This is a genomic window from Shinella sp. (assembly GCF_035998705.1).
Lineage (GTDB): Bacteria > Pseudomonadota > Alphaproteobacteria > Rhizobiales > Rhizobiaceae > Shinella.
In genome coordinates this window covers 20,949-35,778 of the sequence record NZ_DASYHH010000031.1, presented here as the reverse complement: position 1 = coordinate 35,778, position 14,830 = coordinate 20,949, and the positions used below count along the sequence as shown (strand labels likewise).

13 protein-coding genes are annotated in these 14,830 nt (G+C 64.7%); 5 read left to right on the top strand and 8 right to left on the bottom strand.

Annotated elements, in window-relative coordinates; genetic code table 11:
* Positions 1–231: 231 nt before the first annotated feature.
* Positions 232–672, bottom strand: a complete 441-nt coding sequence (locus VGN93_RS28095) for an Lrp/AsnC family transcriptional regulator (RefSeq protein WP_327510224.1) — start codon at positions 670–672, stop codon at positions 232–234.
* Positions 673–807: 135 nt separating this feature from the next.
* Between VGN93_RS28095 and rocF the strand changes: the two genes are divergently transcribed.
* The 4 genes from rocF (at position 808) to VGN93_RS28075 (ending at position 5,742) form a co-directional block, all read left to right on the top strand.
* Complete coding sequence (gene rocF, locus VGN93_RS28090) at positions 808–1,743, top strand: arginase (RefSeq protein ID WP_327510223.1); 936 nt, start codon at positions 808–810, stop codon at positions 1,741–1,743.
* Positions 1,744–1,759: 16 nt separating this feature from the next.
* Positions 1,760–2,965 (top strand): ornithine--oxo-acid transaminase, encoded by a 1,206-nt coding sequence (rocD, locus tag VGN93_RS28085; RefSeq protein ID WP_327510222.1) that lies wholly within the window; start codon positions 1,760–1,762, stop codon positions 2,963–2,965.
* Positions 2,966–3,116: 151 nt separating this feature from the next.
* The gene (locus VGN93_RS28080; RefSeq protein ID WP_327510221.1) at positions 3,117–3,593 is read left to right on the top strand and encodes a chemotaxis protein CheW; all 477 of its coding nucleotides are present in this window, start codon (positions 3,117–3,119) and stop codon (positions 3,591–3,593) included.
* Between the two features lie 382 nt (positions 3,594–3,975).
* The gene (locus VGN93_RS28075; protein ID WP_327510220.1) at positions 3,976–5,742 is read left to right on the top strand and encodes a PAS domain-containing methyl-accepting chemotaxis protein; all 1,767 of its coding nucleotides are present in this window, start codon (positions 3,976–3,978) and stop codon (positions 5,740–5,742) included.
* A 68-nt stretch (positions 5,743–5,810) separates the two neighbouring features.
* Here the strand turns inward: VGN93_RS28075 and VGN93_RS28070 are convergent, their stop codons facing one another.
* The 6 genes from VGN93_RS28070 to VGN93_RS28045 all read right to left on the bottom strand — a co-directional run bounded on the left by VGN93_RS28070 (position 5,811) and on the right by VGN93_RS28045 (position 12,960).
* Entirely contained in the window at positions 5,811–6,080 is a 270-nt protein-coding gene (locus VGN93_RS28070; RefSeq protein ID WP_256121297.1) for a formate dehydrogenase subunit delta, read from the bottom strand.
* Positions 6,081–6,089: 9 nt separating this feature from the next.
* Complete coding sequence (gene fdhD, locus VGN93_RS28065; protein WP_414714200.1) at positions 6,090–6,944, bottom strand: formate dehydrogenase accessory sulfurtransferase FdhD; 855 nt, start codon at positions 6,942–6,944, stop codon at positions 6,090–6,092.
* A gap of 8 nt (positions 6,945–6,952) precedes the next feature.
* Positions 6,953–9,832 carry a formate dehydrogenase subunit alpha gene (gene fdhF / locus VGN93_RS28060; protein ID WP_327510219.1) on the bottom strand — a complete coding sequence of 960 codons (2,880 nt, stop codon included), beginning with the start codon at positions 9,830–9,832 and terminating at the stop codon, positions 6,953–6,955.
* A 4-nt stretch (positions 9,833–9,836) separates the two neighbouring features.
* Complete coding sequence (locus tag VGN93_RS28055) at positions 9,837–11,408, bottom strand: NADH-quinone oxidoreductase subunit NuoF (RefSeq protein WP_327510218.1); 1,572 nt, start codon at positions 11,406–11,408, stop codon at positions 9,837–9,839.
* Positions 11,405–11,884 (bottom strand): formate dehydrogenase subunit gamma, encoded by a 480-nt coding sequence (locus VGN93_RS28050; RefSeq protein WP_319324715.1) that lies wholly within the window; start codon positions 11,882–11,884, stop codon positions 11,405–11,407. Before VGN93_RS28050 ends, VGN93_RS28055 begins: the two co-directional genes overlap by 4 nt.
* 182 nt (positions 11,885–12,066) lie before the next feature.
* Positions 12,067–12,960, bottom strand: a complete 894-nt coding sequence (locus VGN93_RS28045; RefSeq protein WP_327510217.1) for a LysR family transcriptional regulator — start codon at positions 12,958–12,960, stop codon at positions 12,067–12,069.
* A gap of 100 nt (positions 12,961–13,060) precedes the next feature.
* Between VGN93_RS28045 and VGN93_RS28040 the strand changes: the two genes are divergently transcribed.
* Positions 13,061–14,056 carry an MDR family oxidoreductase gene (locus tag VGN93_RS28040; RefSeq protein WP_327510216.1) on the top strand — a complete coding sequence of 332 codons (996 nt, stop codon included), beginning with the start codon at positions 13,061–13,063 and terminating at the stop codon, positions 14,054–14,056.
* On the opposite strand, the gene VGN93_RS28035 is transcribed toward VGN93_RS28040, so the two are convergent.
* A complete protein-coding gene (locus tag VGN93_RS28035; RefSeq protein ID WP_327510215.1) occupies positions 14,053–14,823 on the bottom strand; it encodes an SDR family oxidoreductase in 771 nt (256 codons plus the stop codon). The two genes, VGN93_RS28040 and VGN93_RS28035, sit on opposite strands and share 4 nt — an antisense overlap.
* Between the last annotated feature and the right edge of the window lie 7 nt (positions 14,824–14,830).

Below are 14,830 nucleotides of genomic sequence, written 5' to 3'. Positions count from 1 at the left end.
GACAAGGGCAAACCAGCCAAGCTCGTCATCATCGCCATCGCAAGACGCCTCCTCGTCGCCCTCAATGCAGCCGTGAGGGACAACAGAGCGTTCCTGTCTTGACATCTCACAACACAGTTGCTCGGGCTTGACCCGAGGATCCATGCGACAAATTCAACGCGTGCGGTGATGCGTGGATCCTCGGGTCAAGCCCGAGGATGACGTGGAGGGTGGGGCAACAGGTGAACCGGCTCACGCCAGTGCGTTCTTCGTCGTCTTCAGCAGGATATTCGTCTCGGTCACCGTGATGCCGTCGATGAGGCGGATGCGGTGGAGCGTTTCGTCGAAGGTGCCGAGGTCGCGGTCTTCGAGTTCGGCGATGAAATCCCAGCGGCCGTTGGTGGAGTGCAGTGCGCGCACCTGCGGCAGGCCGCGAAGCTGGGCGGCCACGCGGTCGGCCATCTTGCCGTGCAACTCGATCATCACGATGGCGCGCACGCCGCTGCCGGTCAGCTCCGCACCCGTGCGGATGGTGAAGGCGGCGATCGTTCCCGATGAGACGAGCCGCTCGATGCGCGCCGCGACCGTCGCCCGCGACGCGCCCGTCGTGGCGGCAAGCGAAGAGACCGGCGTGCGAGCATTGTGGCGTAGCGCGCTAATCAGCGCATGGTCGAGATCGTCGAGACTTACCATTGTGTCGCCCCGTGCTTTGCAAAATGCTGAAATGAGCCGTCTATTTGTCAGTTTTTCCTCTTTTTGCCAACGGCGTGGCGGGCAATAATTGCGCAAAACCGGGCATACCGGCTCTCATGCATCTGCGGGGAAACCATGGCTGAAAATGACAAGCACATCGCGCTGATCGGCGCACCTCTGGAAGAAGGCTCCGGCCGCCGCGGCGCGGCGATGGGCCCGACGGCGCTGCGCATCGCGGGCGTCGACACGACCCTGATCGAACTCGGTCACACGGTGACGGACGAAGGCGACCTGCATCCGCTGCCGGCGCGCGACCTCGCCAACCATCCGAAGGCGAACGACCTGCAGATCGTCGCGGCCTTCACCCGCGCGCTCGACACGGCGGTCTACGATGCGGCGCGCGGCGGAAAGTTCCCGCTCGTGCTCGGCGGCGACCACGCGCTGTCGATGGGCTCCGTCTCCGGCATGGCGCGTTATGCCGCCGATGCGGGCCGCCCGCTCTACGTGCTCTGGCTCGATGCGCATGCGGACTTCAACTCGCCGGCGAGCTCGCCCTCGGGCAACATGCATGGCATGCCGGTCGCCTTCTTCTGCGGCGAGGCCGAATTCGCGCCGATCCTCGAAGCGGGCCGCCCTTTGGTCGATCCGAAGAACGTCTTTCAGGTCGGCATCCGCTCCGTCGATGCACGCGAGCGCGAAGAGATCGCCGAACACGGCGTCAATGTCTATGACATGCGCTCGATCGATGAGACCGGCATGGCGCATATCATGCACGACATCATCGCCCGCATCAAAGCGGCAAATGGCCTGCTGCATGTCAGCCTCGACGTCGATTTCCTCGATCCGGAACTGGCGCCGGGCGTCGGCACCACGGTGCCGGGCGGTGCGACGTTCCGCGAGGCCCATCTCATCATGGAGATGCTCTGCGACAGCGGCCTCGTCTCCTCGCTCGACCTCGTCGAGCTGAATCCCTTCCTCGATGACCGCGGCAAGAGTGCGCGCATCCTCGTCGAACTGACCGCAAGCCTCTTCGGGCGCCGCATTCTCGACCGGCCGACCCGCAGCGCCTGAACCCCCGGAGGACTTTATGACGCCGTCGACCGAAAGCCTGATCGAAACCGAGTACCGTCTCGGCGCCCATAACTACAAGCCGCTCGACGTCGTGCTGTCGCGCGGCGAGGGCGTGTATGTCTGGGATATCGACGGCAACCGCTATCTCGACTGCCTTTCGGCCTATTCGGCGGTCAACCAGGGCCATTGCCACCCCAAGATCCTCGCGGCGATGGTGGAGCAGGCGCAGAAGCTGACGCTCACATCGCGCGCCTTCCGCAACGACCAGCTCGCGCATTTCTACGAGGAGATCGCGGCCCTCACCGGCTCGCACAAGGTGCTGCCGATGAATTCCGGCGCGGAAGCCGTGGAGACCGCTGTCAAGGCGGTGCGCAAGTGGGGCTACGAGGTGAAGGGCGTGCCGGAAGGGCGCGCCGAGATCGTTGTCTGCTCCAACAATTTCCACGGCCGCACCATGGGCATCGTCGGCTTCTCGACCGATCCGGATGCACGCACCGGCTTCGGCCCCTTCGCGCCCGGTTTCCGGCATGTGCCCTTCGGCGATCTCGATGCGTTTCGCGCGGCGATCAACGAAAACACGGTCGCTTTCCTGATCGAGCCGATCCAGGGCGAGGCGGGCGTGATCATCCCGCCGGCCGGCTATTTTACGGCGGTTCGCGAACTTTGCACCAGGCATGGTATCACGCTGATCCTCGACGAGATCCAGACCGGCCTCGGCCGCACCGGCAAGCTGCTCGCCGAGGAGCACGAGGGCATCGAGGCGGATGTGACGCTGGTCGGCAAGGCGTTGTCCGGCGGTTTTTATCCGGTCTCGGCGGTGCTTTCGAACAGCGAGGTGCTCGGCGTGCTGCAGCCAGGCCAGCATGGCTCGACCTTCGGCGGCAATCCGCTCGCCTGCGCCATCGCGCGCGCGGCGCTGAAGGTGCTGGTCGAGGAGGACATGATCGGCAATTCGGCGCGCATGGGCGATCGTTTTCAGGAAGGCCTCAGGGGCATCCGTTCCAACATCATCAAGGACGTGCGCGGCCGCGGCCTGATGCTGGCTGTGGAGCTCGACGCCGCTGCCGGCGGCGCGCGCAAATATTGCGAGGCGCTGAAGGAACGCGGCATCCTCGCCAAGGACACCCATGGCGACACGATCCGTATCGCGCCGCCGCTCGTCATTACCGGCGATCAGGTGGATTGGGCGCTGGAACAGTTCGAGGCCGTGCTGCGCACCTGACGGGTTGGCAGGCCTGGAAGATCGAAGGCCCCGCGGCGACGCGGGGGCCTTTCCGCATTTTCGGCACGGCAATGGCCGGGCGTTTGAAAGATTTTAACCAGGGCATGCATAGGATCGTATTCACGACGCAGATCAACCTGGAAAGATCCCGATGACCTCCATCAATACGGCCACCTTTGCCGGCGACACGCTCGAAATCATCGCATTCCGCCTGCACGATCAGGAATTCTGCGTGAAGACGACGACGATCCGCGAAATCCGCGGCTGGGCGCCGTCCACGCCGATCCCGCATTCGCCGCCTGACGTTATCGGCGTGATGAACCTGCGCGGCACGGTGATCCCGATCATCGACCTCGCCCACAAGCTCGGCATGAAGAGCACGGAAGCCAATGAGCGTAGCGCCATCGTGGTCGCCGAAGTGCACAGCATGGTCGTCGGCCTCGTCGTCGACCGGGTGTCCGACATCCTCACCATTCGCAGCGAGCAGATCCAGCCCGTGCCGGAAGTGACGACCTCCTTCGACAAGGCCTATGCAGAGGGCATCATTGCCCACGAGAACGGCATGATCTGCTTCCTCAACCTGGCGCGCATGTTCAAGGAGCGCGACGTGGAAGACATGGCGGCCTGATCGCCCCTATAATTGCCGGATACAGGAACCGCCGCGCGATTACGCGGCGGTTTTTTATTGGCCATTTCTGGGTGCAACTTTGCAGTGAATTTGTTGATGGCTGGGAGACCGCGTGCCTGACGTAACGTAATCTGCATTTTTTCAAGCTATCTGTAAGTCATTGTTATATAATAGATCAAAAAAATCGCCGTCCGATTTTCACCAATTCTTAAGCTTGTTTCGCCATCTTGGATTGTAGAAGCGCATTTCTTCGGTCCGGCATGACGCCCCCCGCGAAGATTGTATTCGCCGGCGTGTGCAGCCCCGTGCCGGAACGTCAACAACCGACGATCGTGCCGCGAGCCATCCGGGAAGACCGTGCGATCGCACAGAGGGACAGGTCATGCTTTCATTCGCGAAGTCCATGGGTGCAAGCCACATATTCGATGCGCTGTCGCGCTCGCAGGCCGTGATCCAGTTCGATCTCACCGGGAACATCCTGTCCGCCAACGAAAATTTCTGCCGTGCACTCGGTTATGAACTGAAGGACATCGTCGGCAAACACCACCGCATGTTCTGCGAAGCCGCCTATACGGCGAGCGAGGAGTACCGCCAGTTCTGGGCGCGGCTCGGGCGCGGCGAATATGATTCGAACAGCTACAAGCGCCTGCGCAGGGATGGCAGCGAGATCTGGATCCAGGCCTCGTACAATCCGGTCCTGCGCCGCGGCAAGCCCTACAAGGTCGTCAAGTTCGCGACGGACATTACCGAGGTGAAGATGCGCGCGGCGGAGGATGCCGCCAAGCTCGATGCGATCTCGCGCTCGCAGGCTGTCATCGAATTCACCCCGACCGGCGAAATCCTCCATGCCAACGAGAATTTCTGTGCCGGGCTTGGCTACGATCTCTCGGAAATCCGCGGCAAACATCACCGCATGTTCTGCGATCCCGCCTATGTGCAGACGCAGGCCTATGCGGACTTCTGGAAGAACCTTGCCGACGGGCAGTTCATCTCCAACGAATTCGTGCGCTACGGCAAGGGCGGACGGGAAATCTGGATCCAGGCCGCCTACAATCCGATCCGCGACCTCAACGGGCGGGTCTACAAGGTCGTCAAGTTCGCGACCGACGTGACCGAACGCATGTCGGCGATCAACATGCTCGGCGGCGCGCTGAAGGCGCTGGCGGATGGCGACCTGACGCAAAATCTCACCAAGGCCTTCGTTCCATCGATGGAAGCGGTGCGCAAGGATTTCAACGAGGCGGTCGCCGGCCTGCATGACGCGATGCGCACGGTCGAGACCAACGCCAATGCCATCGCGTCGGGTGCGCAGGAGATCCGCTCGGCGGCGGACGACCTCGCCAGGCGCACCGAGCAGCAGGCGGCCTCCGTGGAGGAGACCGCAGCCGCCCTCGACGAAATCACCACGACGGTCGCCGATTCGAGCCGCCGCGCCGACGAGGCCGGGACGCTCGTCGCCAGGACCCGGGCGGGTGCGGAAAAATCCGGCGAGGTCGTCAAGAAGGCGATCGGCGCGATGGGGCAGATCGAGCAGTCCTCGCGCGAAATCTCCAACATTATCGGCGTCATCGATGACATCGCCTTCCAGACCAATCTCCTGGCGCTGAATGCCGGCGTGGAAGCGGCGCGGGCGGGCGAGGCGGGCAAGGGTTTTGCCGTCGTGGCGCAGGAAGTGCGCGAACTCGCGCAGCGTTCGGCCAGTGCCGCCAAGGACATCAAGGCGCTGATCACCACCTCGGGCGAGCAGGTGAAGAGCGGCGTGGCGCTGGTCGACGAGACCGGGCGCGCCTTGCAGGAAATCCTCGGCCAGGTGCAGGAGGTCCACACAAACGTGGCGGCGATCGTCGAGGCCTCGCGCGAACAATCCACCGGGCTTCGCGAGATCAACCAGTCGGTCAACTCGATGGACCAGGCGACGCAGCAGAATGCGGCGATGGTCGAGGAAAGCACGGCGGCCAGCCACGCCATGGCGCGCGAGGCAGACGCGCTGCACACCCTCATCCGCCGCTTCCGGCTCGCCGGCAATGCCCAGCCGGTCCAGCGGGCGCCGTCGCCGGCACCCGTATCGCAGCTTCATGCCGTGGCGCGCACCCTGCGGACGCCGCGTGGCTCCTCGGCGCAGGCAGCGGAGAACTGGGAAGAGTTCTAAGCGCGCATCGCGGCATGAAAGAAACGGCCGGCAGCGATGCCGGCCGTTGGCGTTTCAGGGGAAGGGCCTCAGGGTGCGGGCGGAGCGCTGTTTTCGCGCGCCGGGGGCACTTCGGCCGGAGGTGGGCGATGGATCAGCGGCACGGCTTGCAGGACGAGGCTGTCCAGCCCTTCACCGCCGTGATTGTCGACGATATCGAAAAGCTGCCGGCGCATGCGCGGCTCCCAGAACTTGTTGATATGGGTCGCCACACCGTTCGGGCCCTCGCTTGCGGGCTGCGAATGGAAGAAGGTGGCGATCTGGTTCGCCATCCTGGGGATCTTGCTGCCTTCTGACATTTTTGGCTCCTAACCGTTGCCCAGGCGCCGTTCCGCGCCGGGCACGATGCGCTCCGCACCGGTGAAAATCTCGAATTCGTCGCCGCGCACCAGCGCGATCAGCGTCATGCCGGCATCCTCCGCCGTGCGGATGGCAAGTGCTGTCGGCGCGGAAATGGCGATAATGAAGGGGCTGCCGATGATCGCCGTCTTCTGCACCATCTCGACGGAGACGCGGCTCGTCACGACGACGGCGCCGGCCGCACCCACATGCCCGGCGCGGCGCGCGGCGCCGACCAGTTTGTCGAGCGCATTGTGCCGGCCGACATCTTCGCGCACGGCGATGAGGCCGGTGCCCGGCACGTAGAAACCGGCGCCATGCACGGCGCGCGTCACCATATGCAGCGGCTGCTGGCCGTTCAGGAGGCGAACGGCATCCGCCACCTCGTCTTCGGTGAGCGTAAGCGTCGACGAACGCACGGAGGGCGTCACGCGGACCGCCTGCTCGATCGATTCGATGCCGCACAGGCCGCATCCGACGGGGCCGGCCATGTGGCGGCGGCGGGCGGTCAGCGCGTCGTTCTGCGGATCGGCAAGCCGCACCTGCACGTCTATGCCCTTGTCTTCCGCCACCACCTCGATGGTCTCGATCTCGCCCGGATCGCTGATGATGCCTTCCGTCAGGCTGAAGCCGACGGCGAAATCCTCGAGGTCGGCGGGGCTCGCCATCATCACGGCATGGGTCGAGCCGGCATAGGAGAAGGCGACCGGGGTTTCCTCCGGCACGAAGCGCTCGCCCACGGTAAGACGCCCGTTGCGGCGGGCGGTCTCCGTAACCAGGGCCACGGCCTCGGTGGCCTTGGTCGACGTGGAAAAATCCGGCACGTGGGATCCTATTCTGCTGCCTCCAGCTTGCCCGCGATGCGGCGCGACCGACGGGCGAGCTCGTCATATTCGACCTGCCAGTCGGACGGGCCGTTCGACGGGGAGATCTGCACGGCCGTCACCTTATACTCCGGACAATTGGTCGCCCAGTCCGAGAAATCGGTGGTGATGACATTCGCCTGCGTCAGCGGGTGGTGGAAGGTGGTGTAGACGACGCCCGGCGCGACGCGGTCGGTGACGAGGGACCGCAAGGTCGTCTCGCCGGCGCGGCTGGCGAGACGCACCCAGTCGCCGTCGCGGATGCCGCGGTTTTCCGCATCGTGCGGGTGGATCTCCAGCCGGTCCTCGTCGTGCCAGACGACGTTTTCCGTGCGCCGCGTCTGGGCGCCGACATTGTACTGGCTGAGCACGCGGCCGGTGGTGAGCAGCAGCGGGAAGCGCGGGCCGGTCTTTTCGTCCGTCGCGACATATTCCGTGCGTATGAACTTACCCTTGCCGCGCACGAAGCCGTTGATGTGCATGATCGGCGACCCTTCCGGGCTCTTCTCGTTGCAGGGCCACTGCACCGAGCCGACCTTTTCCAGGTAGTCGTAGGAGACGAGCGCGAAGCTCGGCGTCGTCGCGGCGATCTCGTCCATGATTTGCGACGGATGCGTGTAGTTCCAGTTAAGGCCCATGGCCGTTGCGAGGTTCTGGGTGACCTCCCAGTCCGCATAGCCGTTTTTCGGCGTCATGACGCGGCGCACGCGGTTGATGCGGCGCTCGGCATTGGTGAAGGTGCCGTCCTTTTCCAGGAAGGTCGAGCCCGGCAGGAAGACGTGGGCATAGTTGGCCGTCTCGTTGAGGAAAAGATCCTGCACGACGACGCATTCCATCGCGGCCAGGCCGGCCGAGACATGCCTGGTGTCCGGGTCGGACTGGAGGATGTCCTCGCCCTGGATGTAGATGCCCTTGAACGTGCCCTCGACGGCCGCGTCCAGCATGTTGGGGATGCGCAGGCCCGGCTCGTTGTTGAGCTTCACGCCCCAGAGTTTTTCGAAGATGTCGCGGGTCGCGTCGTCCGAGATATGGCGGTAGCCCGGCAGCTCGTGTGGGAAGGAACCCATGTCGCAGGAGCCCTGCACGTTGTTCTGGCCGCGCAGCGGGTTCACGCCGACGCCCGGGCGGCCGATATTGCCGGTCGCCATGGCGAGGTTGGCGATGGCCATGACGGTCGTCGAACCCTGGCTGTGCTCGGTGACGCCGAGGCCGTAATAGATCGAGCCGTTGCCGCCGGTGGCGAAAAGCCGGGCGGCGGCGCGCAGTTCCTCAGCCGGCACGCCGGTGAAGGGTTCGATCGTCTCGGGGCTGTGGCGCTGTTCGGCGACGAAGGCGGCCCAATCCTCGAATTCCGACCAGTCGCAACGCTCGCGGATGAATTTTTCGTCGTAGAGGCCCTCCGTCACGATGACATGGGCGAGTGCGGTGACGACGGCGACATTGGTGCCGGGCTTCAGCGGCAGGTGATGGGAGGCCTTGATATGCGGCGAGGAGACAAGCTCGATGCGGCGCGGATCGATGACGATCAGCCTGGCGCCCTGGCGCAGGCGCTTCTTGAGGCGCGAGGCGAAGACCGGATGGCCGTCCGTCGGGTTGGCGCCGATGACGATGACGACATCGGTGTGTTCGACCGAATCGAAATTCTGTGTGCCGGCGGAGGTGCCGAAGGCCTGGCCGAGGCCGTAACCGGTCGGCGAATGGCAGACGCGGGCGCAGGTATCGACATTGTTGTTGCCGAAGCCGGCGCGGATCAGTTTCTGGACCAGATAGGTCTCTTCGTTGGTACAGCGCGACGAGGTGATGCCGCCGATCGAATCGCGGCCATATTGGTACTGGATGCGGCGGAATTCGGCGGCGACATGGGCATAGGCCTCTTCCCAGGTCACTTCGCGCCACGGGTCCGAAATCTTCTCGCGGACCATCGGGTTGAGGATGCGGTCGCGGTGGGTCGAATAGCCATAGGCGAAGCGGCCCTTGACGCAGGAATGGCCGCGGTTGGCCTGGCCGTCCTTCCAGGGCACCATGCGCACCAGCTCTTCGCCGCGCATTTCGGCCTTAAAGGAGCAGCCGACGCCGCAATAGGCACAGGTGGTGACGACGGAATGTTCCGGCTGGCCGATGGCGATGACCGACTTTTCGGTGAGCGTCGCGGTCGGGCAGGCCTGCACGCAGGCGCCGCAGGAGACGCATTCGGAATCGATGAAATGCTCGTGCATGCCGGGCGAGACGCGGCTATCGAAACCGCGGCCCTCGATGGTCAGCGCGAAGGTGCCCTGCACCTCTTCGCACGCGCGCACGCAGCGCGAACAGACGATGCATTTCGATGGATCATAGGTAAAATAGGGGTTCGATTCGTCCTTCGGCATGAAGCGGGCATTCGTCTCGCCGTTGCTGCGCGCCTTGACGTGGTTGTCGCCCTCGTAGCCATAGCGCACGTCGCGCAGGCCGACGGCGCCGGCCATGTCCTGCAATTCGCAGTCGCCGTTCGCCGCACAGGTGAGACAGTCGAGCGGGTGGTCGGAGATATAGAGTTCCATCACGCCCTTGCGGATGGTCTTCAGCCGGCTCGTCTGGGTATGGACGACGAGGCCCGGCGCCACCGGCGTGGTGCAGGAGGCGGGCGTGCCGTTGCGGCCCTCGATCTCGACGAGACAGAGGCGGCAGGAACCGAAGGCGTCCACCATGTCGGTGGCGCAGAGTTTCGGCACCTTTATGCCGGCCTCCATCGAGGCGCGCATGATGGAGGTGCCCTCGGGTACGGAGATCTCGTTGCCGTCGATGGTGAGCGTCACCATCTTTTCCGCGCGGGAGGCGGGCGTGCCGTAGTCGATTTCGGGAACGAGGGACATGGGATCACTCCGCTGCTTCGGCGATGGGCGCCGGCGAAAAATCTTCGGGGAAATGGGTCATGGCGCTCATCACCGGATAGGGCGTGAAGCCGCCCAGCGCGCAGAGCGAGCCGAATTTCATCGTGTTGCAGAGGTCGGCCAGCAGTTCGCGGTTCTTTTCCGGCTCGATGCCCTGGGCGATCCGGTCGGCCGTCTCGACGCCGCGCGTCGAGCCGATGCGACAGGGCGTGCACTTGCCGCAGCTTTCGACCGCGCAGAACTCCATGGCGAAACGGGCCTGCTTCAGCATGTCGACCGTGTCGTCGAAGACGGTGATGCCGGCATGGCCGATGAGGCCGTCCTTGGCGGCGAAGGCCTCGTAGTCGAAGGGCGTGTCGAACAGTGCCTGCGGGAAATAGGCGCCGAGCGGGCCGCCCACCTGCACGGCGCGCACCGGGCGGCCGGAGGCCGAGCCGCCGCCGATGCCATCGACGATCTCGCCGAGCGTCAGGCCGAAGGCGGTCTCGTAAAGGCCACCATGTTTGACGTTGCCTGCGATCTGGAGGGGGATCGTGCCGCGCGAGCGGCCCATGCCGAAATCTCGGTAGAAGTCAGCGCCCTTGTCCATGATGATCGGCACGGAGGCGAGCGAGATGACGTTGTTGACGACCGTCGGGCGGCCCATGAAGCCCTGCAATGCCGGCAGCGGCGGCTTGGCGCGCACGATGCCGCGCTTGCCTTCCAGGCTGTTGAGCAGTGCCGTTTCCTCGCCGCAGACATAGGCACCGGCGCCGACGCGGATTTCCATGTCGAAGGCTTTTCCCGAGCCGAGCACCGAGGGGCCGAGCACGCCGGCGGCGCGCGCGACGGTGACCGCCTCGTTCATGGCGTCGATCGCCTGCGGATATTCCGAGCGGATATAGACGAAGCCCTTGGTGGCGCCGGTCGCGAGGCCGGCGATCGCCATGCCCTCGATCAGCACGAAGGGATCGCCTTCCATGATCATGCGGTCGGCGAAAGTGCCGCTGTCGCCTTCATCGGCATTGCAGACGATGTATTTTCTGTCGCCCTTTTCTGCATTAAGGGGTGCGTCGAGCACAGTCTTCCACTTGATTCCGGTCGGAAAGCCCGCGCCGCCGCGGCCGCGAAGACCACTGTCGGTGACCTGTTTGACGACATCAGCGGGCGCCATTGCGATGGCGTTTTCGAGGCCCTTCAGGCCGCCATGGGCCTTGTAGTCCTCCAGCGAGACGGGATCGATGACGCCGCAGCGGGCGAAGGTGAGGCGGGTCTGGTTCTTCAGGAACGGAATCTCTTCCGTTCCGCCAAGACAGAGCGGGTGCGCCTTGCCCTCGGTGAGCCCGGCATCCAGCAGGTCGGCGATGTCGGACGGCTTCACCGGGCCATAGGCGATGCGGCCTTGCGCCGTCTCGACCTCGACCAGCGGCTCCAGCCAGTGCATGCCGCGCGAACCGTTGCGCACGATCGTGATGTCGAGCTTGCGGGTTTCAGCCTCGCGGGAAAGCGCCTTGACGACGCGGTCGGCGCCAAGCGCAAGGGCTGCGGCATCGCGGGGAATGTAGATGCGCACGGTCATCGGCGTGCCTCCGCGACGAGTTCTTTCGCAAGTTCGGCATCGACCCTCCCATGCACCGCGCCGTCGAACATCGCGGCCGGTGCGCAGGAACAGAGCCCGAGACAGTAGACGGGCTCCAGCGTCACCGCGCCGTCCAGCGTCGTCTGGTGGAAATCGATGCCGAGCAGCGATTTCACGCGCTCGGCGACCTCGTCCCCGCCCATCGACTGACAGGCCTCGGCGCGACAGAGTTTTAGCACATGCCGCCCCGTCGGGTGGTCGCGGTAGTCGTGATAGAAGGTGACGACGCCGTGCACTTCGGCGCGCGAAAGGTTCAATTGCTCGGCAATGACCGGCAGGCTTTCCTGCGGCACATAGCCGAACTCGGCCTGGATCTCGTGCAGGATGGGCAGAAGCGGCCCTTCGAGCCTCTTCAATTCGCTGACGATTGCCAGCGTCCTCGCGCCTACATCGTTGCCGGTGACGTGCACATTCATGGTCAGGCCTCCCAACCGACACGAATGAACCGCAAGGCCTCCCGGGTTCTGTCGCGCCGATACCATTGAAATTGTTCGGCGAAGACCGGAACCCTGTCGATCCACGCGATTGTTCTGACAGCTTCTCAGTCGCGAGACGACGGGTCAATAAAGCAAAGCCGTTGATCGATAGAAATTTCCTATCAATCGATCCCTTTTTCGGCAAGCACGCGGGCTTCGTGCAGCAGGGCCGAGACGAGCGGGGTGAAGGGCTCGCGATGGGTGGCGACCAGACCGACCGTGTGGTGCGGATCCGGATCGACAAGCGAAACTATACTTATTTGGTCAGGAAATCCAAACGATTTCGCGACATTTCTTGGCATGATGCTGGCCCAGCGTCCCGTGCGGACATGGGAGAACAGAACGATCATCGAGTTCGCCTCCAGCGAGGGCTCGACCGTGACGCCGGCTTCGGCGAAGTGCCGGTTGATGATGCGGCGGTTCTGCATGTCGGCGGTCAATAGGCAAAGCCTAACACTGCCGGCCTCCTGCCAGGTCACGGTTTCGCGATCGGAAAAGGCGGTGCCCCTGGCGGTGACGAGGCAATAGTGCTCGTGCAGCAGCGGCACGCTGGTGACGCGGCCGAGCGGCTCGTTTTCGAGATAGGTGAGGCCGGCGTCGATCTCCAGGTTTTCGAGCAGGCCGAGGATCTTGATCGAGGTCGTCGAGAGGATGGAGAAGGTGACGTCCGGGTGTTTTTCCTGGAAGGGCGCGGTGATGCGCGGCACCATGGCGAGCGTGGTGGGGATGGCGGCAAGGCGGATATGGCCGGAAAGGCCTTTTCGCGCCGCGCGCATTTCCTCGCGCATGGTGCGGGTGTCGCCGACGATGCGGCGGGCCCATTCGAGCACGCGCTGGCCTTCCGGCGTCAGGCCCTGGAAGCGGGAGCCGCGCACGACGAGCATCACGCCGAGCTGGTCTTCCAACTGGCGGATGGCGGCCGAGAGCGTCGGCTGCGAAATGCCGATTTCCTCCGCCGCCCGCGCAAAATGTTTTTCGCGGGCGAGCGCGATGAAATATTCGAGCTTGTCTATCATCGGCACCGGCCTCCTTCCCCTTGATACAAAAGAACAGTGGCGACACCAATGCCTCGCGCCCTATATCTGGGGTGACGCAAGCGATCACCAGGAGGAAGCCATGACGTTTCAGGCATTATTGGTCGAGAAGGCCGGAGACGGCGGGGTTTCGGCTTCGATCCAGGAGCTGGACGATTCGCGGCTTCCCGATGGCGACGTCACGGTCGCCGTCGAATATTCGACGCTCAATTACAAGGACGGGCTCTGCATCAACGGTAAGGGCGGGCTGGTGCGCTCCTTCCCGCATGTGCCGGGCGTGGATTTCGCCGGCACGGTCGAGGCCTCGGATGATCCGCGCTACCGGCCGGGCGACCGGGTGGTGCTGACCGGCTGGCGCGTCGGCGAGATGTGGTGGGGCGGTTACGCCACCCGCGCCAAGGTGAAGGCCGACTGGCTGGTGCCGCTGCCGGACGAACTTTCGACGCGGCAGGCCATGGCGATCGGCACGGCAGGGCTCACCTCCATGCTGTCCGTCATTGCGCTGGAGGAGGCCGGGCTTTCGCCGCTGAAGGGCGAAGTGCTGGTGACGGGTGCTGCCGGGGGCGTCGGCTCCGTCGGCGTCGCGCTGCTGGCGAGGCTCGGTTATTCGGTTGCGGCCGTGACGGGCCGGCCGGAGACCGCGGACTATCTGAAGAGCCTCGGCGCGGAAACCATCGTCGACCGGGCCGAGCTTGCGGAAGCGAACAGCAAGCCGCTCGAATCGGAGCGCTGGGCCGGCGCCATCGATGCGGTCGGCGGCGACATGCTGGCGCGTGTGCTGAAGCAGATGAAATATGACGGGGCCGTTGCCTCGGTCGGCCTTGCGGCCGGCGCCGCCGTGCCGTCCTTCACCGTCATTCCGTTCCTGCTGCGCGGCGTCAGCCTGCTCGGCATCGATTCGGTCATGCGGCCCTATGACCAGCGCGTCGACGCCTGGAACCGCATCGCCTCCGATCTGCCGATGGACAAGCTGGAAGCCATGGTTGTGGAACACCGGCTGTCCGACCTGCCGGACCTGGCGAACCAGATCCTCGACGGCAAGGTCAAGGGGCGCGTCGTCGTCGACGTGAATGCCTAGCAAATGAGCTGGCCGCCGTTCACCTCCAGCACCTGGCCGGTAATATAGCCGGAGAGCGCGTTGGAGGCGAGGAAGAGATAGGCGGGGGCGCAGTCCTCCGCCGTGCCGAGCCGCTGCAAGGGGATGGTCTTGCGCGTCGCTTCCAGCTTGTCGGCGGTTGAGTAGCGGGAATGGAAATCCGTGGTGATCGTGCCGGGCGAGACGCAATTGACGCGGATGCCGTCTGGTGCCAGTTCCCGGGCGAGGCCCTTGGAATAGGTCGAGACGAAGGCCTTCGTCGCCGAATAGATCGCCGAGCCGGGGCTGCCGCCGGTCAGCGCCGAGATCGAGACCGTGTTGACGATCGCGGCATGGGGCGCACGGCGCAGCGCCCGCAGCAGCGCGCGCGTCACCTCGACGACGGACGTCTGGTTGAGGCGCACGACCGTTTCGTATTGCTCGTCGGTCAGGTCGGCGGCCGGGAAGCGGCCCACCATGGTGCCGGCATTATTGATGAGCACGTCGACATGCGGGAAGAGGCTGTCCACCCGTTGCAGGATCGCGCCGATGCCGCCTTCCTCCAGAAAATCCGCATAGACGATATGGGCACGGGCTTCGGCGACCGCGGCCTCCAGGAAATCGGGCAGGGGGCCTGCGGCGGCGCGCCCGCCATGCAGCAGCACATGGGCGCCGCAATCGAGGAACTGCCGGGCGATCTCCAGCCCGATGCCGCGCCCTGCGCCGGTCACGACGACATTTGCGCCCTTGAACAAGGCTGGATGAAACATGGGTTCT